The 19,635-nt window shown below is 62.8% G+C and carries 20 protein-coding genes and 1 pseudogene; 7 read left to right on the top strand and 14 right to left on the bottom strand.

Features of this window, described 5'->3' with window-relative positions:
* The first annotated feature begins 13 nt into the window (after window positions 1-13).
* A complete protein-coding gene (locus tag C4Q27_RS23915; RefSeq protein WP_064490938.1) occupies window positions 14-673 on the top strand; it encodes a pentapeptide repeat-containing protein in 660 nt (219 codons plus the stop codon).
* A 358-nt stretch (window positions 674-1,031) separates the two neighbouring features.
* On the opposite strand, the gene C4Q27_RS23910 is transcribed toward C4Q27_RS23915, so the two are convergent.
* Both C4Q27_RS23910 and C4Q27_RS23905 read right to left on the bottom strand, forming a co-directional pair.
* Complete coding sequence (locus C4Q27_RS23910; RefSeq protein WP_003254098.1) at window positions 1,032-1,670, bottom strand: response regulator transcription factor; 639 nt, start codon at window positions 1,668-1,670, stop codon at window positions 1,032-1,034.
* A pseudogene (locus C4Q27_RS23905) lies at window positions 1,670-2,943 on the bottom strand (histidine kinase). The gene C4Q27_RS23910 and the pseudogene C4Q27_RS23905 overlap by 1 nt, the downstream one beginning before the upstream one ends.
* Window positions 2,944-3,093: 150 nt before the next feature.
* Between C4Q27_RS23905 and C4Q27_RS23900 the strand changes: the two are divergent.
* From C4Q27_RS23900 to C4Q27_RS23875, 6 genes are all read left to right on the top strand, one after another.
* Window positions 3,094-4,287 carry an ABC transporter substrate-binding protein gene (locus tag C4Q27_RS23900; protein ID WP_014860446.1) on the top strand — a complete coding sequence of 398 codons (1,194 nt, stop codon included), beginning with the start codon at window positions 3,094-3,096 and terminating at the stop codon, window positions 4,285-4,287.
* 111 nt (window positions 4,288-4,398) lie between these two features.
* Window positions 4,399-5,307, top strand: a complete 909-nt coding sequence (locus C4Q27_RS23895; protein ID WP_371919378.1) for a YVTN family beta-propeller repeat protein — start codon at window positions 4,399-4,401, stop codon at window positions 5,305-5,307.
* On the top strand, window positions 5,304-6,044 hold the full coding sequence (locus tag C4Q27_RS23890) for an ABC transporter ATP-binding protein (RefSeq protein WP_003254104.1): 741 nt from the start codon (window positions 5,304-5,306) through the stop codon (window positions 6,042-6,044). The genes C4Q27_RS23895 and C4Q27_RS23890 overlap by 4 nt, the downstream gene beginning before the upstream one ends.
* The gene (locus tag C4Q27_RS23885) at window positions 6,041-6,832 is read left to right on the top strand and encodes an ABC transporter permease (RefSeq protein WP_010953586.1); all 792 of its coding nucleotides are present in this window, start codon (window positions 6,041-6,043) and stop codon (window positions 6,830-6,832) included. Before C4Q27_RS23890 ends, C4Q27_RS23885 begins: the two co-directional genes overlap by 4 nt.
* Window positions 6,833-7,143: 311 nt before the next feature.
* Window positions 7,144-7,704, top strand: a complete 561-nt coding sequence (locus tag C4Q27_RS23880) for a PQQ-dependent catabolism-associated CXXCW motif protein (protein WP_064490934.1) — start codon at window positions 7,144-7,146, stop codon at window positions 7,702-7,704.
* A 54-nt stretch (window positions 7,705-7,758) separates the two neighbouring features.
* Window positions 7,759-8,424 carry a response regulator transcription factor gene (locus C4Q27_RS23875; RefSeq protein ID WP_003254108.1) on the top strand — a complete coding sequence of 222 codons (666 nt, stop codon included), beginning with the start codon at window positions 7,759-7,761 and terminating at the stop codon, window positions 8,422-8,424.
* Between the two features lie 45 nt (window positions 8,425-8,469).
* Here C4Q27_RS23875 and C4Q27_RS23870 read toward each other — a convergent pair whose 3' ends face one another.
* The 12 genes from C4Q27_RS23870 to C4Q27_RS23810 form a co-directional block, all read right to left on the bottom strand.
* A complete protein-coding gene (locus tag C4Q27_RS23870; RefSeq protein ID WP_014860443.1) occupies window positions 8,470-10,368 on the bottom strand; it encodes a NahK/ErcS family hybrid sensor histidine kinase/response regulator in 1,899 nt (632 codons plus the stop codon).
* A complete protein-coding gene (gene nosP, locus C4Q27_RS23865; protein ID WP_014591394.1) occupies window positions 10,337-11,500 on the bottom strand; it encodes a nitric oxide-sensing protein NosP in 1,164 nt (387 codons plus the stop codon). Before nosP ends, C4Q27_RS23870 begins: the two co-directional genes overlap by 32 nt.
* A 140-nt stretch (window positions 11,501-11,640) precedes the next feature.
* The gene (locus C4Q27_RS23860) at window positions 11,641-12,828 is read right to left on the bottom strand and encodes a porin (protein ID WP_010953581.1); all 1,188 of its coding nucleotides are present in this window, start codon (window positions 12,826-12,828) and stop codon (window positions 11,641-11,643) included.
* 345 nt (window positions 12,829-13,173) lie between these two features.
* Window positions 13,174-13,773 carry a hypothetical protein gene (locus tag C4Q27_RS23850; protein WP_064491592.1) on the bottom strand — a complete coding sequence of 200 codons (600 nt, stop codon included), beginning with the start codon at window positions 13,771-13,773 and terminating at the stop codon, window positions 13,174-13,176.
* Window positions 13,773-14,471: a hypothetical protein gene (locus C4Q27_RS23845; RefSeq protein ID WP_064491591.1), complete on the bottom strand. Its 699-nt coding sequence runs from the start codon at window positions 14,469-14,471 to the stop codon at window positions 13,773-13,775. The genes C4Q27_RS23850 and C4Q27_RS23845 overlap by 1 nt, the downstream gene beginning before the upstream one ends.
* 94 nt (window positions 14,472-14,565) lie before the next feature.
* Window positions 14,566-15,351: a phosphate ABC transporter ATP-binding protein PstB gene (gene pstB / locus C4Q27_RS23840; protein ID WP_003254117.1), complete on the bottom strand. Its 786-nt coding sequence runs from the start codon at window positions 15,349-15,351 to the stop codon at window positions 14,566-14,568.
* A gap of 50 nt (window positions 15,352-15,401) precedes the next feature.
* Window positions 15,402-16,295, bottom strand: coding sequence for a phosphate ABC transporter permease PstA (gene pstA, locus C4Q27_RS23835; RefSeq protein WP_104887448.1), 894 nt, complete (start codon window positions 16,293-16,295; stop codon window positions 15,402-15,404).
* Window positions 16,292-17,260 carry a phosphate ABC transporter permease subunit PstC gene (gene pstC / locus C4Q27_RS23830; protein ID WP_004574212.1) on the bottom strand — a complete coding sequence of 323 codons (969 nt, stop codon included), beginning with the start codon at window positions 17,258-17,260 and terminating at the stop codon, window positions 16,292-16,294. The genes pstA and pstC overlap by 4 nt, the downstream gene beginning before the upstream one ends.
* 70 nt (window positions 17,261-17,330) lie before the next feature.
* Window positions 17,331-18,362, bottom strand: a complete 1,032-nt coding sequence (gene pstS, locus C4Q27_RS23825; protein ID WP_014591398.1) for a phosphate ABC transporter substrate-binding protein PstS — start codon at window positions 18,360-18,362, stop codon at window positions 17,331-17,333.
* A gap of 217 nt (window positions 18,363-18,579) precedes the next feature.
* Window positions 18,580-18,813 (bottom strand): hypothetical protein, encoded by a 234-nt coding sequence (locus tag C4Q27_RS23820; protein WP_054889537.1) that lies wholly within the window; start codon window positions 18,811-18,813, stop codon window positions 18,580-18,582.
* Window positions 18,814-18,884: 71 nt separating this feature from the next.
* Complete coding sequence (locus C4Q27_RS23815) at window positions 18,885-19,310, bottom strand: MAPEG family protein (RefSeq protein WP_104887447.1); 426 nt, start codon at window positions 19,308-19,310, stop codon at window positions 18,885-18,887.
* On the bottom strand, window positions 19,307-19,621 hold the full coding sequence (locus C4Q27_RS23810; protein ID WP_104887446.1) for a DUF2834 domain-containing protein: 315 nt from the start codon (window positions 19,619-19,621) through the stop codon (window positions 19,307-19,309). The genes C4Q27_RS23815 and C4Q27_RS23810 overlap by 4 nt, the downstream gene beginning before the upstream one ends.
* Window positions 19,622-19,635 lie beyond the last annotated feature (14 nt).

Here is a 19,635-nt window from a genome sequence, read left to right as displayed (position 1 = left end):
GGAGGCTTTTGCCATGAATTACCTGCCCTTGACCTTGCTGCTGGCGCTATCCCCTGCCCTGGCAGTGAACGCCGACGACGCCGGCAACGATACCCCCTTGACCATCAACGGCTGCGTGATTGCCGAAGCCAGCCAGTGCCCGGGGGCCAACCTGCGCGGCGCCAACCTGGCCAACCAGGACCTGCGCAAGATGAACCTGGCCGGTGCCGACCTGCGCGATGCCGACCTGCGTCATGCTCAGCTGGACCTGGCAAATCTGGAAAAAGCCCGCCTGCAAGGTGCCAACCTGACCCGCGCCAGCCTGCAACAGAGCAATCTGCGCCTGGCTGACCTGAGCAACAGCAGGCTGGTGGCCATTCAAGGCTGGGGCTTGTTCGCCCAGGGTGCACAGTTTGAAAAGGCGGACCTGCGCGCAGCCTACCTGCAGTTCGCCAGGCTGTCCGGGGCAAAGCTGCAGCAGGCCAACTTGCAGGCGGCGGACCTGGAGATGGCCTGGTTGAGCAAGGCCGACCTGCAAGCGGCCAACCTGGGCGATGCCAACCTGCAGGAGGCCAAGTTTGGCCAGAGCAATCTGGCACACGCCGATTTGCGCGGGGCGCGGCAGCATTACGGGAATTTTCAGGAGGCCAACATGGAGGGGTGCAAGGGGTGCCCTGAAACCTGGGACAAATGAGCAGCCTGTAGGCGCGGGTTCACCCGTGAAAAGGCCGGGCCTGCTGGCCAATTTCCACCCGCCGTTCACTGTTGCTGCCGCTACCGTATTCGCGGGTAAACCCGCTCCTACACACACGGATCGGTGGTGGACACGCATCGGGGGTTGAACACATTCCGTCGTAGGCGCGGGTTCACCCGCGAAAGGGCCGGGCCTGCTGGCCAATTTCCACCCGCCGTTCACTGTTGCTGCCGACACCGTATTCGCGGGTAAACCCGCTCCTACGCCTGATTCGGGGGTGGACACATGTCGGGGGCTGGACACATTCCGTTGTGCGCGGAGGGCTGCGACGCAGCCCCAACAGGTGCAATGAAATACCTCACCCCGCCACCCGCACCACCCCCAGGTCAATCCCCAGATGCACCAGCTCGGCATGCGAGCTGACCTGCAACTTGCTCTTGAGCAAGGTCAGGTGGTTGGACACGGTCTTGGCACTGATACACAACTGCTCGGCAATCACCCGCGCCGGGGTACCCTTGGCCAGCATCGTGAATATCTCCAGTTCGCGCTGGGTCATGCGCTGCAACCGGGGGTCACTGGTGCTTTGCTGTGACAGGCAAGCCAGCTGGGTGGCCAGGGGCTGCTCGATGTAGGCATGCCCGGCCAACACCCGCTGCACCGCCTCGATCAGCACCTCGGGCGCCGAGTTTTTGGTCAGGTAGCCCGAAGCCCCCGCATCCAACGCCTGGCGCACCAGCGGCAGCTCGTCGTGCATGCTGAAAAACAGCACCCGCAACTGCGGCAGGCGCTGGCGCAGGCGCCGGGTGGTTTCCAGGCCACTGATACCGGGCAGGCCAAAATCCATGATCACCAGGTTGGGCACCTGCTCCTGTACCCTGGCCAGCGCCTCTTCACCACTGGCGGCCTCACGCACCTGCACCAATGGCAGCACCGCCCGCAGCAAGCTGGCGTAGCCCTGGCGGACCACGGCGTGGTCATCGACCAACACGATATTCATCACACCTCCTGGGGAATGTTAAGGGCCAGCGCCCAGCCGCCCCCGGGCGACTGAAAATGCGTAACTCCCCCCCAAGGCTGCGGGCGCGCTCGGCCATCGAGTGCAGGCCTACCCCTGGGCGCTGGGGCTGGTGGGCGCCGCAGCCGTTGTCGCGAATGAACAGGCGCAAGCCCTTGCGACTGCGCTGCAGGCGTACCCGCACCTGGCTGGCACCGGCATGCCGGGCGACGTTGGTCAACGCCTCCTGCAGCAAGCGGTACAAATGCGTTCTGCTCGGCCCAGTCAGCGCCGGCAAGTGCTCGCCAACCCGCAGCCGGCATTCGATGCCCTGGCTGGCCTGCCACTGGCTCACCAACAGCCCGAAGGCCTCGGCCAGCGGCATGTAGTGCAGCGCCACCGGATACAGGTTGTGCACCAGCGCGCGAAAACCTTGCTGCAGGCGCTCGCAATTGAATTCAAGGGCCTGCGCCGTCTGCGTCACCACTTCAGGCTGTTCGGCCACCATACGCAGCAGGCATAGCTGGGCACGCATGCCTGCCAGGTATTGCCCCAGATCATCGTGCAGGGTCTGCGCAAGCTGGGTACGCTCCTGCTCCTGCACTGCCAGCAGGGCCTGGGTCAGCTGGGTATTGTCGGCCTGGGCCTGTTCCAGGGCTGCGGCCATGCGGTTGAAATGTTTGGCCAGCTGGCGCGCTTCCGGCAGGCCGGCTTCGCGCAGGCGTGCCGTCAATTGCCCGCCTGAAACCTGATGCAAGGCGCCCAGCAGCTCATCCAGCAGGCCCATGGCCCGCCGTACCGCCCAGCGGATGGTCAACAAGCTCAGCAACAACGCCAGGCCACAAACGACAAGCAGTTGTTGCAGGGAGTCCCAGACTTCATCGATTTCATCCCGCGCATCCACGGCAATCAACACGCGGCGGCCATCACTCAAGTCCAGCAGCCGGCTGCTTTGGTAGCGCTCGCCGAACAACTGGCGGCCGAGCCAGGCATCGATACCGGCCTCTTGCGGCAGCCTTGGCACCTCACCCGCTGCCAGCCAATGCACCCGCACATGGCGCAGGCTCTTGGTCAAGCCGGGTTGCAGGTTTGCCGGGTCGCGTTCGGCGGTGTCGCCCAGGTATGCCACCACGGCTTCGGCTGACTGCAACTCACGCTCGACGTCGGCCACCGCCTGGTGCAACAGCACCCCGGCACAAGCCAGCGTCACCAAGGCGAAGCACAACGTGACCCAGAGGTTGACTCGCCACAGGGCCGACAAGTTGACAAGGCGCACAAGCGGTTCTCCTCAGGCCGTTGTGGACCATCGTAAAACTGCGGCCCCCGCACTGAATTACTACCTTGGTACCGGCCGAGCGCTACTTTCTGCATATTTCCCCCTCCCGGCGGGCTTCCTATGCTGGCGCCATCTGCCGTGGAGTGTGTTATGCGCCAGCCTGCCCACCTTGCCTTGACCTGCCTGCTGGCCTTGGCCGCAACGCTGGCTACGCCCCAGGCGCCCGCCGCTCAGGGCCAGGCCGCAGCCCCGTTGCACATACGCATCGGCTACCTGGGCTATCGCCCCGCCGCTGGCCCGCTGCTGTCCAACGTCATCCCCGAACCCGGCGATGCCGGGCTCCAAGGTGCCGAACTGGCCATTGTCGACAGCAACAGCACCGGGCGCTTCCTGAAGCAGCAGTTTCAGCTGACCAGCGCCAATGTCGACAGCCCCGAGGCCCTGCTGCAAGCCGCCAGGGCCCAGCATGAACAAGGCCTGCGCCTGTTCGTGGTGAATGCCCCGGCCGCCAGCCTGCGCGCGCTGTCTGCCGCCCTGCCCGACAGCCTGTTGTTCAACGCCGGCAGCCCCGACGACAGCCTGCGCAGCAGCCAGTGCCTGGGCAATGTCCTGCACAGCCTGCCGAGCCGGGCCATGCTGGCCGATGCCTTGGCGCAGTTTCTGGTGCTGCGCAAATGGCAACGGGCATTGCTGGTGGTCGGCCAGACCCCGGACGATCAGGCGTACGCCGCTGCCCTGCGGCGGTCGGTGAAGCGTTTTGGCGTGCAACTGGTCGCGGAAAAAACCTGGACGTTCGACAACGACCAGCGCCGCAGCGCCCAGGCCGACATGCCGCTGTTCACCCAGACTGCCGAATACGACGTGGTACTGGTGGCCGACGAGCGCGGTGACTTCGGCGAGTACCTGCCCTACCAGACGTGGTATCCACGCCCGGTGGCCGGTACCCAGGGCCTGACCCCCACGGGCTGGCACAAGACGGTGGAAACCTTCGGGGCGGCGCAGTTGCAAAAACGCTTCGAGGCCCAGGCCGGGCGCTGGATGAATGACCGTGACTTCGCCGCCTGGATGGCTGTGCGCAGTGTCGCCAGTGCGGCCAGCAAGCTGCGCCTGGCCGAACCTCGCGCGCTGCAGCAACTGCTGCTCAGCGAGCAGTTGCCGCTGGACGGCTTCAAGGGGCGCAAGCTCAGTTACCGCCCGTGGAACGGCGAACTGCGCCAGCCGATCCCGTTGGTTCAGCCCCGCGCCCTGGTCAGCACCTCGCCGCAGGAGGGCTTCCTGCATCCCTTCAACGAAATGGACAGCCTGGGCTATGACAAGCCCGAAGTGACGTGTAGCTACCCCTGACCCGACAACCACAACAATAAGGAATCCGCCATGCGCCTCCCCCTCTTCCACCGGGCCCTGCTTTACCCCAGCCTGCTGTCGGGCGCCCTGGCGCTGGCCAGCAGTCACGCCATGGCTGCCACCGCCTGGGTCTCCAACGAGAAGGACAACAGCCTCAGCCTGATCGACCTGCAAACGCTGGAAGTCACCGAAACCCTGCCGGTGGGCCAGCGCCCGCGTGGCTTGCTGCTGTCACACGACAGCAAGCTGCTGTACATCTGCGCCAGCGATTCGGACCGGGTGCAGGTGATGGACGTGGCCACCCGCAAGATCATCAAGGAGCTGCCTTCCGGCAAGGACCCCGAGCAGTTCGCCCTGCACCCCAACGACCGCTGGCTGTATGTATCAAACGAGGACGATGCGCTGGTGACGGTGATCGACACCGTCACCGACAAGGTGCTCGGCCAGATCGAAGTCGGCATCGAACCCGAAGGCATGGCGGTCAGCCCCGACGGCAAGTGGGCGGTCAACACCAGCGAAACCACCAACATGCTGCACTGGATCGACACCAGCACCCAGACCCTGGCCGACAGCACGCTGGTCGACCAGCGCCCGCGCTTCGTCGAGTTCAGCAAAGACGGTTCGCGCCTGTGGGCCTCGGCAGAAATCGGCGGCACGGTGACCATACTCGACGTGGCCACGCGCCAGGTGCTGAAAACCCTGAACTTCCAGATCAAGGGCGTGCACCCGGACAAAGTCCAGCCAGTGGGCATCAAGCTCAGCGCCGATGGCAAGTACGCCTTCGTCGCCTTGGGCCCGGCCAACCACGTGGCGGTGATCGATGCCAAGACCTTTGATGTGCTCGACTACCTGCTGGTCGGGCGGCGGGTCTGGCAGCTGGCATTCACCCCGGACCAGAGCCAGTTGCTGGCCACCAACGGTGTCAGCGGTGACGTTTCGGTCATCGATGCGCAGCAGCTCAAAGTGCTCAAGTCGGTGAAGGTCGGGCGCTACCCCTGGGGCGTGGTGGTGACACCATGAACGCCCTCGACGTCAGTGACGTGAGCTTTGCCTATGGCCAGCGCGAGGCACTCCGGCAGGTCGGTTTCAGCCTGGCACCCGGGCGCTTCGCCGCGTTGCTGGGCCCCAATGGTGCCGGCAAGTCGACCTTGATCGCCCTGCTCACGCGCCTGTACGACCTGCAGCATGGCGACATCCGCGTGTGCGGCTGCTCGCTACGCAACGCTGCACGCCCGGCCTTGCGCCAGCTGGGTGTGGTGTTTCAGCAAAGCACCCTGGACCTGGACCTGAGCGTTGAGCAGAACCTGCGCTACCACGCCGCCTTGCATGGCCTGTCGCGGCGTCAGAGCCACCTGCGGGTCGAGGCCGAACTCGCACGCCAAGGCCTTGGCGAACGCCGGCGCGATCGTGTGCGTGAGCTGAACATCGGCCATCGGCGGCGGGTGGAAATTGCCCGCGCGCTGCTGCATGAACCGCGCCTGCTGCTGCTGGACGAAGCCAGCGTCGGCCTCGATCCGGCCAGCCGCCTGGCGCTTAACCAGCACCTGCGCCGGCTGTGCCGCGAGCAGCAGCTCAGTGTGCTGTGGGCCACTCACCTGCTGGACGAAGTGCAGCCCAGCGATGACCTGTTGATTCTGCATCAGGGGCGCCTGGTGGCCAGTGGCACCGCCGATGCGCTGAGCCTTGAGCACGGCGGTGACCTCGATCACGCCTTTGCCCGCCTGACCAACGCCCCCTCAGGAGCCAACGCCCGATGAACGCTTACTGGCAATGTTTCAACGGCATCATGCTGCGCGAATGGCTGCGCTTCGTGCTGCAGCGTACACGCCTGCTCAGCGCGCTGGTGCGCCCGCTGCTGTGGTTGCTGGTATTCGCTGCCGGGTTTCGCGCAGCGCTGGGCATTGCCATCATCGAACCCTACGACACCTACATCCCCTACGAGGTGTACATCATCCCCGGCCTGGCCTGCATGATTCTGCTGTTCAACGGCATGCAGGGCTCGCTGTCGATGGTCTACGACCGCGAGATGGGCAGCATGCGCGTGTTGCTGACCAGCCCGCTGCCACGCCCGTTCCTGCTGGGCAGCAAACTGCTGGCAACTTCATTGATTTCCCTGCTGCAAGTCTATGCATTCCTCGCCATCGCCTGGTTATACGGGGTACAACCACCGGCAGCGGGCTTGCTGATGGCGCTGCCAGCGTTGCTGCTGGTGGCCTTCATGCTCAGTGCCCTGGGGCTATTGCTGTCGAACGCCATCCGCCAGCTGGAGAACTTTGCCGGGGTGATGAACTTCGTGATCTTCCCGCTGTTCTTCCTGTCGTCGGCGCTGTACCCGCTGTGGAAAATGCGCGAGGCCAGCCAGTGGTTGTACTGGCTGTGTGCTGTGAACCCGTTCACCCATGCCGTAGAGCTGGTGCGGTTTGCACTGTATGAGCGGCTGAATTTGCTGGCGCTGGCGGTGTGCCTGGGCTTGACCGCATTGTTCACCCTGCTGGCGATCCTCACCTTCAACCCCCAGCATGCAGCGCTGCGCAAGCCGCGCTGAACACCTGGCGTGCAACGCGTGTGGGAGCGGCCTTGTGTCGCGATTGGGCTGCGCAGCAGCCCCGGCCATGTGTGCGGTGCAGCTGAAATCGGGGGCCGCTTTGCGGCCCTTTCGCGACGCAAGGCCGCTCCCACACGGATCGCGCCAGCTTTCAGAAATTGAGCAAGACAGTTGCTCCCACCTAGGGCGTCTCCATGCCTTCAGGCGCCCGGCCATCTACTACTTTAGTACTGCATTTACTGTCTATCGTCGCATTCACAAAGCACCGCCACTGGCATGTAATGAGTCCATAACAAAAAGGAAAAACCTCCATGCCACGTGCCCTGCCCCGGCTGCCACGCCCCTTGCTGGCGGTACTTTCGCTGAGCCTGACGCTAGGTATCGCCCAGGCTGACACGGCGCCGCTGTTCTCCGCCGACGGCTATCGCACCACGCACTATCGCAGCCCGACCCCGCAACAGGTCGAAGGCGGCCAGGTCGTCGACACCGCCACACTGCAAGGCCTGCTGGGTCAGACGCCCCGGCCGGTGCTGATCGACGTCTATCGCCGTCAATGGCTGCAAGGTCGCTTCATCGAAGACGAACCGCACAGCAACCTCCCCGGCAGCCTGTGGCTGGCCAACACCGGCGACGGCGAACTGAACCCGGCCTGGCAGGACTACTTCGTGCGCAACCTGCAAAAAGCCACGGCCGGGCACCCGGACCAACCACTGGTCTTTTACTGCCGCTCCGATTGCTGGTTAAGCTGGAACGCGGTAAAACGCGCGAAAGCCTTGGGCTATAACAACCTGTATTGGTACCGCGACGGCCTGGATGCCTGGCAGCAAGCCAACCTGCCATTGCAGCCGGCACAACCGGTGCCGTTCCCCTGAAATGCCTGCGTATGCGTGCCCCGCTCCATCCAATAAAAACAAGGTGAAAAGGCCATGTACAAAATTCTGATTGCCGACGATCACCCCCTGTTTCGCGAAGCCATCCACAATGTCATCAGCGATGGTTTCCAGGGCAGCGAGGTCATGGAGACCGCCGACCTTGAAAGCGCCCTGGCCCTGACCCAGGCGCATGACGACCTCGACCTGATCCTGCTCGACCTGAACATGCCCGGCATGCACGGCCTCAACGGCCTGATCACCCTGCGCAACGAGGCGCCGACCACTCCGGTGGTCATCGTTTCGGCCGAGCAGGAAAAGCAGATCGTGCTGCAGGCCATTACCTACGGTGCCGTGGGCTTCATCACCAAGTCGTCGCCACGCTCACAGATGATCGAAGCGATCGAGCAGATCCTCAATGGCAACGTCTACCTGCCGCCAGACATCATCCGCGCGCAAAAAAGCAGTACCAGCCGGCGCCATAACGATGCCCCGAGCTTCCCGCCGGAAATGCTCCAGGCCCTGACCCGCAAGCAACTGCTGGTGCTCGAGCGCATGACCAAAGGCGAATCGAACAAGCAGATCGCCTACACGCTGGACATCGCCGAAACCACAGTCAAGGCCCACGTTTCGGCGATCTTGCGCAAACTCAATGTGCACAACCGGGTACAAGCCATCCTCAGTGCTGGCGATATCGATTTTGCTGATTATCTGCGCCGTTGACCTGTTCCGGCCGCTTCGCGGGTAAACCCGCGAAGCGGCCAACCGCTATGCCACGCCACTGGCCAGCAGATGGCTCATCGCCGTCTTGAGCTTCATTGGCCGTACGGGCTTGTGCATCAGCGTGTGACCCAACTCGCGGATCTGCTGCTTGAGATCGTTGCTGTAGTTGGCAGTGATCATCAGCGCCGGTAGCGGCTGGGCACGGCGGGCATTGATCCGCGCTACGGCGTCGACACCATTGCAGTCATTGTCCAGGTGGTAGTCGGCAATCAGCAGGTCGGCCTCGGCGTGGTAGTTGTCCACCTGGCGCGCCAGGTCTTCTTCCGACAGCGCAGTGACCACCCGGCAGCCCCAACCTTCCAGCAAGGTGCGCATGCCCGCGCAAATCGCCGCATCGTTATCCAGTACCCACACCCGCGCCCCGCGCAGGCGTTCGAGCATTGGCTCGCAGATCGCCTGGCTCGGCTGGGCCTTGGGTGCAGTGGCGCTCAGCGGCACCTCGACAGCGAACACCGAGCCTTTGCCCAGCCATGACCGCACGCGGATCCGGTGGCCGAGGATGCCGGCGATCTTCTCCACGATTGCCAGGCCCAGGCCCAGCCCACGGTCCTGGTCCGGGCGCTGCACATCACCCCGTTTGAACTCCAGGAACATGTCTTCCAGGTGTTCTTCGGCAATGCCGATGCCGCTGTCCCACACTTCAATCCGCACGCCACCGCGCTGGCGCCGACACCCCAGCACCACGCGCCCGCTGCGGGTGTAGCGGATGGCATTGCTGAGCAGGTTGCGCAGGATGCGCGCCAGCAGCTGGATGTCACTGCGCACGACGGCAGAACACCCCACAAAATGCAGCTCTAACCCTTCGCTACGCGCCACCTGGGCGTATTCGGCAGCCAGGTTGTCCATCAGTTCGTGGAGGGCAAACGGGGCGACATCGGCCTTGATCACCCCGGCATCGAGCTTGGAAATATCCACCAGGGTACCCAACAGGTTTTCCACATCCTCCAGTGAATTGCTGACATTTCGCACCAGGTGGGCAGCGTTTTGCGGCTCGTCGCGCTCGAGCAATGCACTGGTGAACAGCCGCGCCGCGTTCAGCGGTTGCAGCAAGTCATGGCTGACCGCAGCAAGGAACTTGGTTTTCGACAGGTTGGCCTGCTCGGCCTCGCGCTTGGCCTCGCGCAGACGCGACTCGGCCTGGCTGCGCTCTTCGATTTCGCGCAGCAACTGGTCGTTGAGGCTGGTCAGTTCGGCAGTGCGCTCGCGCACCCGTTGCTCCAGGTGCTGATACGCCTGGTGCAACGCCTGTGCGGTGTTGCGGCGCTCGGTGATGTCGCGGATCAGCACGAAGATACCCACCACTTCGCCACTGGCCAGGCGGTTCGGCACGTAGGAACGCAGCATGTAGCGTTCCTGGCCGTTGATATTGGTCTCGGCGAACTCGAACGTCACGCTCTCCCCCGCCAGCGCCCGCGCCACATAGCCTTCCAGGCGCTGGTAGTGCTGCTCGCTGTGGGCCTCGCGCAGGCTCTGGCCCAGCATCACGCCATGCGGCCAGCAATACCATTCTTCGTAAACCTTGTTGGTGAATTCGTAGACCAGATCGGCGTTCAGGTAGGCGATCAGTGCCGGTACGTTGTCGGTAATCAGGCGAATCTGGTGCTGGTGGGCCGTCTCGGCCCGCTGCCGGGCCTCGCTGAGCAGGCGGTTGACGGCCTTGAGCTCGGCCATGGCCTGGTTCAACGCATCGGTGCGTTCGCGCACCTGTTCGGCCAGCACCACCGAATGCTGGAACGCGGCGTATGGGTCGTTGCCCCGGGTCACGCCCGACTCGATGCGCTCGATCAGTGCGTCATTGATGCGCTGCAGCTTGTGGTTCTGATGCTGCAGCCGGGTCAGCTCGGCCTGCAGTTCAGCGACCGACAGGAGGCCGGTTGCGGGCAATGGCGACCCCGGTGAAGGTCTGGTTGATGTGCATGCCATTGAACTGTTCTCCGTAGGTGTTGAAGCCAATCACCCGTTGCTCGCGCAGGAACGCGCCGACCGGCTCCAGGCCGTGATGGGCCTCCAGTTCCAGCCGCCGCAGGAAACAATCACAACCGATGGTCAGCAGCAATGGTCCGAGACGCTGGTGCAGGCCATCGAACAGCTGGTGCAGGTTCGGCAACAGCGGGCCCGGGGTCATGGCCGTGAGCACGATGCCGTTCTCCACCGCGCAGTAGAAGCTCAAACTGAGGTCAGGATGCATTTGCTGAATCGCCCGCACGTAGTACTGATCATGAATGCGCACGGCCAGGGGGTGGGCGGCGAACACCCGGTGATCGAGCGCAGCCACTGGCACACCGATGTGGCGGGCATATTCCTCGGCCGCCGGCTCGGCATTCAGTTCGAAAACCCGGCGCTGGGCGCTGTCGGCGCCGGTGACCACCAGCTTTTCCTGGCGCGGCAGGATGTGATGCGTGGTGAACACTTCGAAGTCGAGCCAGGTGTTGACCAGCACCACCACGGCTGCGCCGTTGTGGAATGCACCGCCGTAATACACATGGGTGCGGTTCAGGTAATTGTCGTCACCGGCCGAGCCACCGAAGTGCGGGATATCCCCCAGGGCTGCGCTGAGTGCGGCAAGCACCATCTCCTCGCGGCTGGACAAGCCATCGAGCAGCGTGAGTGCAAAGCTGTGGCCCTTGATTGGCGCCAGGGTATTGCTGCGGCAGGTGCCGACCAGCCGCTCGACCATCTGCTGCGCGTCGATCAGGCTGAAGCGCTCCATTTCATCGATCAACGCGGTGGCGATCGAAAAGTGCCGGTGATCGAAGCCCACCGCCGTCACGCAATTGCGGCCGTAGCCCAGCGGGGTGATTTCACCGGCGCTGGTGCAGCCGACCAGGCGTATGCCGCCAAAGTCCTGTTCCAATGCTTCGCCCAAAGCCTGCAAGTCGTATTCGGCGGAGCAGAAGAACAACACGAAACCCAGGTGCGGGTGCAACAACTGCCGCGCCAGGTCCTGAGCGGCCAGCCGTGCGTCGGTAGCCTGAGACATGGCACTGACCACACCGTCGTTATGAGCCTGCTGCATTGTGGTCTCCGGCACGGGGTGGCTGAGTGATCAGTTTAAGAAGCAGGTGGTGGGTGACGAATGCTACTTGGGTAGCGGGTGGGCGGTTCCATGGGCGTAAAAGACCGTGTCATTCGGGGCCGCCTTGCGGCCCCGGCCGCTTACCAGGTCAACACCGCGCCCACCGCAAAGGTATCGGTGTCTTCGTTCTGCGCACTGGTGTCATGCCCGTCGATGGAAAACTGGTTGTACTCGGCCACCAGTTTCAGGTTGTCGTTGATGTCATGGAACAGCGCCACACCCCGGGTCTCGTAGTCCGCGCCGCTGCCAACCGCACCGTTGCCATCGTCCTTGGTCTTGCCATAGGACAGCGCCACGCGGTTCTTGCCGAACTTGTACGAGCCCTGCAGCAGGTAGCCATCACTGTCGACGTTGCGCAAAACCGGTTCGCCGGCATTGTTGGTGAAGAACGGGTTGATGCCCTTGGCCTGGAACCCCGAGCCGGTCAGCGACCAGCCGCCCATCTTTGCCTGCACCCCGTAACCCACCCCCTTGGAAGTGATCGTTTCTACCGTGGAGTCAGTATTGTCCGAGGTCTGGTAACTGCCGTTGACCCAGCTGTAGATCTGCGCCCCACCCAGGTCGAACTGGTAGGTGATCTCGCTCTCGGTGCGTGGGTTTTCCTGGTAGGCCTTTCCGGTCGGGCTGCTGTCGTTGGTGTCGACCGGGTCCATGATGCCCACCGCCACCCGCAGGCCCTCCATCACGGGCGTACGGTAGGTGATCTGCGAGGTAGGGAACGGGTATGGGTAACCGCTGCCAATGTTGCCGAACGACACCCCGCCGCCGTCCACCAGCCCCAGGGTGTCGCTGACCTGGCCATAGCCGGCCAGCAGTTCGTCGAGCAGGATGTTGGAACGGGCGAACAGCCCGAAGTCCTTGCCGATCAGCACCTCGCCCCACTCGGGGTTGGCCACCGTGCCATAGAACTGGCGCACGTCGATGGCGGTGTCGGTGCCGTTGGTTTCACTGTCGTTGATGGTTACCCAGAACGAGGCACGGGCGCCGAGCTTCAGGTCATCCACCTGCTTGCCCATGTTGAAGCCGAGGTAGTTGGGCAAGAAGCCCATCTTCACCCGCGACTGGCGGCGGTCAAACTGCTCGCCCTCACGGTCGACCTCGCTGTTGACGTAGAAGGCGTTGATATAGCCATCGGTGGAAAACGTCGTCTGGTCCTTGTCGTACAGCATGATCTCGGCTTCGGCGACGCTGCTCAGGCCAAGCGCAGAAAAACTGGCGATGGCGGCTGCGAGAAAACGAGGCGGCAGGTGCTTATTGTTGTTGTGCATGGCGCGCTCCAAACGGGGACGGGATGTCGGAGGCGATTATCAGAAGGGGGCAAATTGCCAGGAACGCTGCTTTGGCGTGGGGTGGCGAGTGCTTTGGGGCGGGAGGGTGCGGCCCGGTGATTTGGTCCCGGTACCAGCTTGGGTCCTGGTTCGAGACTTATGGCTCAGGTAGGAGTGGCAGGCGGGTATCAATACGATTGAATGAACCGGGGCCGCCTTGCGGCCCTTCGCGGGCTCGCCCGCTCCCACAATCTCAGGATATCCACGCCCCCTGTGGGAGCGGGCGAGCCCGCGAAGGGCTGCGAAGCAGCCCCCATTACATTGTCTGAGCGGAATCTCCTGGCTTCAGGAAGCCAGTGCCTGCGGACGCTGGCAAGCGGGCATCTCATAGCGGTGCGGTTGCTGCCAGGCCAGCCGTGCCTGCACATCCACCACCGCGTCCTTCACCTTCTGCGCCCAGTGCTCATCCTTCGGGCACACCACCACCACGCGGAAACCGTGGTCGACACCTTCCAGGCGCACACCTTCGGAATCATCCACGTGCAGATCGATATCAAAAGCCGAAGGCAGCTTGGAGGGAGCGTTCTCCAGCCCGCGCTGGGCCAGGATGTGCTGGTGCCGACCGCTGTTGACCACGCCATCGACATGAATGCCGTAAAGCATCAGCCAGCGGCGGATGTAAGCCGGGGTACGCCCCGAGGAGGTGTAGATCCAGATGCTGCAGCCCTGGCGGCGCAGGTCGCGGATCAGTTCGCGGGTACCGCTGCGCAGGGGCTCACCCAGCCAGCGATGGACGAAACCTGGCAGCTTGCTGTCCTCGGCGGCGGCGTGTTCGGGCAGGCAGGCCAGCGTGTCGTCGATATCGAACGAAATGCGTACCTGGCCACGCTTGAGCTTGCGTTCGATGGCTTGCCGCCCTCGTGCGAACAGGGATGAACCTTGCATCAGCGGCTCCCCTCGCAGGCAGGCACGGGCGCGCCGTTCAGGAAGAACTTGCCGGGCTCAGGTGCTTTCGCTTCCAGGAAAGCAGCGTACTTTTTCTTGATCTTGGGGAGTTCGTACAAAGCCTTGACACCGTGTTTGGCGGAGTTGCGTATGACCGAGGACGGGTTGAAGTAACCCTCGGCGTTGTCCAGCGACAGCACGAATGGCGGCAGCCCGGCACGCATCAGCAAATAGCTGACAATAAGCGAACCCGTGCGGTTGTTGCCTTCGATGAACAGCTGCGGCTTGCTGAGGATCCGTACATACACACCCGCTGCCCGCTTCCAGATGGAATCGCTGCGGTACGAGCAGTACCAGTTGTACAAATCCTTGATGCCACCTTCCACGTTGTTGAAAAAGTGCGCTTCGGTTGCCGCAAGGTGCGGGGCGAATTCCAGGCGACGGGCCGGATCGCTGCCGCATAGCACGGTGGCATTGATTTCCAGCATCAGGTTCAGCTGTTGCAGGTCGAACAGGTCGATACCGCGAGCGACATAGTCGTCAATCAGCGCATAGCCTTCAACCACATTCAGCAGCACCTCGTCGGTAAACGGGTCCCGCGGTTCGGTGAAATGCTGGCTGAGTTCGGCAAAACGGCCCTGCACCTCGCGCAGTGCGCACTCTACCGCTGACAGATCAAGACGACGCGTCGCTCGCATTGGTAATCCCGGGTAACACTTTAACGGAAGGTAACGCGGCCGGGTGTTGCAACCTTCCTGGCTGCAACACCCGCCCACCTTGAGCTTGCAGGGTTTAGCTGAACTTGCCGCTGATGTAGTCGCTGGTCAGCTGCTCGCGCGGGTTCTGGAAAATCTGCGCGGTGGGGCCCATCTCGACCAGGTAGCCGGTGCGGGTGCCCTGGGAAATATCCACCGAGAAGAAAGCGGTGGTGTCGGCCACACGAATCGCCTGCTGCATGTTATGGGTCACCAGGGCGATGGTGTAGTCCTTTTTCAGCTCGACCATCAGCTCCTCCACGCGGCGGGTGGCAATCGGGTCGAGTGCCGAGCAGGGCTCGTCCAGCAACAGCACTTCCGGCTCGGTGGCGATGGCACGGGCGATGCACAGGCGCTGCTGCTGGCCACCGGACAGCGACAGCCCGCTGACCTTGAGCTTGTCCTTCACTTCGTCCCACAGCGCGGCGCCTTGCAAGGCGTGCTTCACGCGATCGCCCAAGTCGCCTTTGTAGCGGTTCAGGCGCAGGCCGAAGGCCACATTGTCGAAGATGCTCATCGAGAACGGGTTGGGCTGCTGGAACACCATGCCGATATAGCGGCGCACTACAACAGGGTCGACGCCTTTGCCGTAGACATCCTGCCCAAGAAAGTGCACATGGCCTTCGAAACGGAAGCCCTTCACCAGGTCATTCATACGGTTCAAGCTACGCAGCACGGTACTCTTGCCGCAGCCCGAAGGGCCGATGAAACCGGTGATCTCGTTTTTCCTGATCGGCACATGGCTGTCACGCACGGCCATGAAGTTACCGTAGAAAATCTTGTCGAGCTTGCAGTCCATGACGATGGGGGCTTCGCTGACCATGGGAGCGGCTCTTTGCGCAGTGGATACGTTCAAGTTGGATGCTCCCTTTCTCAATACTTGGGCTTGCCGAAGACTCGGCTCAAAATGTTGATGACCAGCACGATCATTACCAGCACCAGCGAGGCCGCCCAGGCGAGCTCCAGCTGGTTGTCGAACGGCATGCCGGAGAAGTTGTAGATCAGTACCGCAAGCGAGGCTGTGGGGTTCATCACCGCCAGGTCGCCGTCGTGGTAGATCCAGTAGTTGCTGAACAATGCGGTGAACAGCAGTGGCGCGGTTTCGCCAGCCGCGCGGGCCACGGCCAGCATCACCCCGGTAAGGATGGCCGGCAGGCCGGTGGGCAGGACGATCTTCCAGATCACCTGGGCACGGGTGCAGCCCATGCCGTAGGCAGCATCCTTCATGATCTTGGGCACCATCTTCATCGACTCTTCAGCGGTGAGCACCACGATCGGCAGCATCAGCACCGCCAGGGCCACGCCGCCTGCCGGTGCCGAGTAGGTACCGGTGGTCATCACTACCAGGGCGTAGGCAAACACCCCGGCCAGGATCGATGGCAGGCCAGTGAGCATCTTGGCGGCAAAGCGCGCGGTGTTGGCCAGCTTGCTGTCGGGGCCGAGCTCGGCCAGGAACACCGCTGCCAGGATACCGACCGGCACAGCGATGGCGGCGGCAATGCCGACCATGACGAAGGTACCGGCCATGGCGTTACCGAAACCACCGCCCATCTCGAAGCCGGTCGGCGGCAGTTCGGTGAACACTTCCAGGTTAAGGCGTGCCCCGCCGCGAGTGATCAGCATGTACAGCACGGAAATCAGCGGCACGCTGGCCACCAGTGCCGCGAACCATGCCAGGGTGGTCAATACCAGGCTGCGCAGGGCGCGGCCTTCCAGCTTGCGCTGCAGGCTGGGCAACGCGGCTACAGGAGTCGTCAGGTCAGTCATTGTTTGTTACCACGCTGGGCGTAGAGCATGATCATCGAGCCGAGCACGTTCACCAGCAGGGTGATGAACATCAGTACCAGTGCCGCGTACATCAGCACTTCGACCTCGTTCGGCCCGGCTTCCGGGAAGTTCAGCGCCAGCAGCGCCGCCAGGGTGTTGGCCGGTGCGAACAAGGACAGGGAAATGGTGTTGGCGTTGCCGACCAGCATGGCCAGCGCCATGGTTTCACCGAGTGCACGGCCCAGGCCCAGCACCAGCGAACCGAAGATGCCGGTAGCCGCCGAGGGCACCATCACCTTGAGGATGGCTTCCCAGTGGGTGGTACCCATGCCGTAGGCAGCCTGCTTGGTTTTCATCGGTACGCTGGTCAGCGCATCCTGGGAAACTGCAGCGATGGTCGGCAGGATCATGATCGCCAGTACCAGCGCCGCAGGCAGCAGGCCTGGGCCACTGAGGGAGGTGCCGAAAAACGGGATCCAGCCCAGCTCGCTGTTCAGCCAGGCGGTCAGCGGGCGAATCGCCGGGATGACCACATAGATGCCCCACAGGCCGTACACCACGCTGGGGATGGCGGCGAGCAACTCGACGATGGTGCGAAACACCGCGGCAAGCTTGGCCGGAAGGAAATCCTGGGTCAGGAAAATGGCCATGCTGACGCCGAAGAAACCGGCGATCAACAAGGCGATCAAGGCGCTGTACAGCGTACCCCAGATCGCTGGCAGAATACCGTACTTGCCTTGGTTAACGTCCCAGACGCTGCCGAACAACACGTCAAAACCGTGCTTTTCAATCCCAGGTAGTGCCTTGCGGCCGACTTCGTAGACCAGCGCGAAGACCAGCGCCAGCACCAGCACCACGCCAATGCGCGCAAGCGCACGGAAGGTGCGATCGACCAGAAAGTCTTTCGCTGACGGTGGCTGGCACGCGGAGTCGGGGTTATCCGGTATGGCAAAAGGAGTGTTCATTGGCGAGTTCCGGGACAAGGGACAAACACCCCCGGCATGGCTTCATGCCAATACCGGGAGCGCCTGGGTATTACTGGATGTTGGCGGACGCTTTACGCACCTGGTCGACTACCGACGGCGGCAGCGGGATGTAACCCATCGAGTCGGCGATGGTCTGGCCTTTGGTCAGGCTGTACTCGACCATTTCACGCATGGCCTTGGCTTTTTCCGGGTTGCCGTTGTCCTTGCGGAAAATCATCCAGGTATAGGAAGTGATCGGGTAGGACTTGGCACCGTCCGGGTCAGGCAGCCAGGCCACCAGGTTTTCCGGCATTTTCACCGCAGCCAGTGCTTCGGCACCGCTCTCGGCATTCGGCACGACGTATTGGCCAGCCTTGTTCTGCAACATGGCGAAGTCGACCTTGGCCAGCTTGGCGAAGCCGTACTCGATGTAGCCGATGGCGCCCGGGGTCTGGCGGACGGTGGCGGTTACGCCGTCGTTCTTCGGCGACTTGATGAACTTGTCGGTGGCCGGCCAGTTGACGGTGTTGCCTTCGCCCAGCCCTTGCTTGAAGTCAGCGTTGATGGCCGACAGGTGCTTGGTGAAGACGGCAGTGGTGCCGCTGGAGTCGGCACGCACGACCACGGTGATCGGGGTGGCAGGCAGCTTCAGGTCAGGGTTGGCCGCCGCGATTTGCGGGTCGTTCCACTGGGTGATCTTGCCGAGGAAGATATTGGAGTAGACGTCGCGCGGCAGCTTCAGACCTTTAGGGTTGCCCGGCAGGTTGTAAGCCAGGACGATTTCACCGGCGGTCATTGGCAGCAACTGCACGCCTTCGCCAACCTTGGCAATGTCTGCTTCGCTCATGGCCGAGTCGCTGGCGGCGAAGTCGACGGTCTTGTTCAGGAAGTCCTGAACGCCCGCGCCGCTGCCCTTGGACTGGTAATCGACGGTGACGCCAGCCGTGTTCTTGCTGAAGTCCTTGAACCAGGTCAGGTAGATCGGTGCAGGGAAGCTGGCGCCCGAACCGGTCAACCGAACGTTTTCTGCAGCAAAGGCTGCCGAGGTGGCGCAAAGGGAAACGGCAACGGCGAGTGCAGCAGACTTCATCAGGCGTTTCATCAAAATGTGCTCCATGTGATGGCCGGCACACTTTGCATCAGCTGTGTTACAACTTTGTGACTATTGAATGGCAGGCCGCGCGGTAGAGCTTATCGACTGTGCCATCAGGCGCCGAGCCGGAATCCTGAAACGGCTCCGGCTTCGACGCAAACGCTTGAAGGTGTCGATAGACCCTGCAACGCAGCACCAGGAACAGGAACCTGGCCACTGCAGGCGATCAGCCGATGCCGGCGAGACCTGTATCACCGCCATCCCCACAGCGGTTGCGGCATGCACATTCGAACTCAGCCTGGGCACGGGTGGAAAAGTTCAGGCTCAGACGCATCTTGTCCTGGGTGTCGTAGAGGTCGTAACCCTCCCCCAGTGCGGCAGGAAAGCCAAGCCGCCGAGGATAAGCCTCTTTCTTGAGTGGCACTGCGGGAACCACAACGAAGCGTGTCTGCATGATCATCCCCTTCGGCAGTGCTTAAGTATTAGTACTGCTATGTGAAAGCATCAAGATGACTCATGCAATATTTTGGTTCAGCTGCCTATTCTCGCGGTGATGACTAAGCAGAATCCCAGCAGGCAAATGACCCCGATGCCATAGAACAACGTTCTCCAGGGCTGCAAACCCCGCAGGTAGGCCAGCGTGTGCAAGACCCTGGCAACCGTGAACACCACACTCAGCCACAGCACCGGTAGCGTGGCGGCTTCCAGAGCAACAGCCAGCCCGCCGAGGGCAAAGAACATGGGAATGTTCTCCAGGTCGTTGGCCCAAACCTTGGCAGCACGTATCACCTGCGGGCGTTCTGCGGCCTGGGCGATGCGCCTGAACACGGCAGCGTCCTCCGGATTGGTGAACGCGACGAAGCGCAAGCGGTGATAGCCCTGATAGCAGGAAACCAGGAACATCTTGAGGAACAGCACCACCACACACAGCGCATAAACCTGCAAGGCACTGCTCATGGCTGGCGCCCCTCGGCAACGCCTCTGATCACCAGGTACAGCAACGGCCCCAGCGAAACGAACACGACGGTCAGCAGCAGGTAAGGCAGCACCGCGATCCCGGCTCTGCCGCGCATGCGGTTGTCTCTCACCATCCAGCAACCGGCCAGCCCGGCCATCAGGTACAGGTCGATGACCACCTGGGCCGTGTCCGGCCGCGCCAGCAGTGCCAGCCCGAATGCCAGCAGCGATTGCTCGGCAATCAGCATGGTCCAGCCGGTATACAGCGAAAACGGCACCAGTATTGCCAGCGCGCAGATACGCAAGCCCATATAGCTCTCCTTGA

Source organism: Pseudomonas sp. SWI36 (assembly GCF_002948105.1).
Classification (GTDB): Bacteria; Pseudomonadota; Gammaproteobacteria; order Pseudomonadales; family Pseudomonadaceae; genus Aquipseudomonas; species Aquipseudomonas alloputida.
The sequence above is the reverse complement of the archived record's forward strand: the minus strand, read 5'-3'. Positions and strand labels throughout refer to the sequence as shown.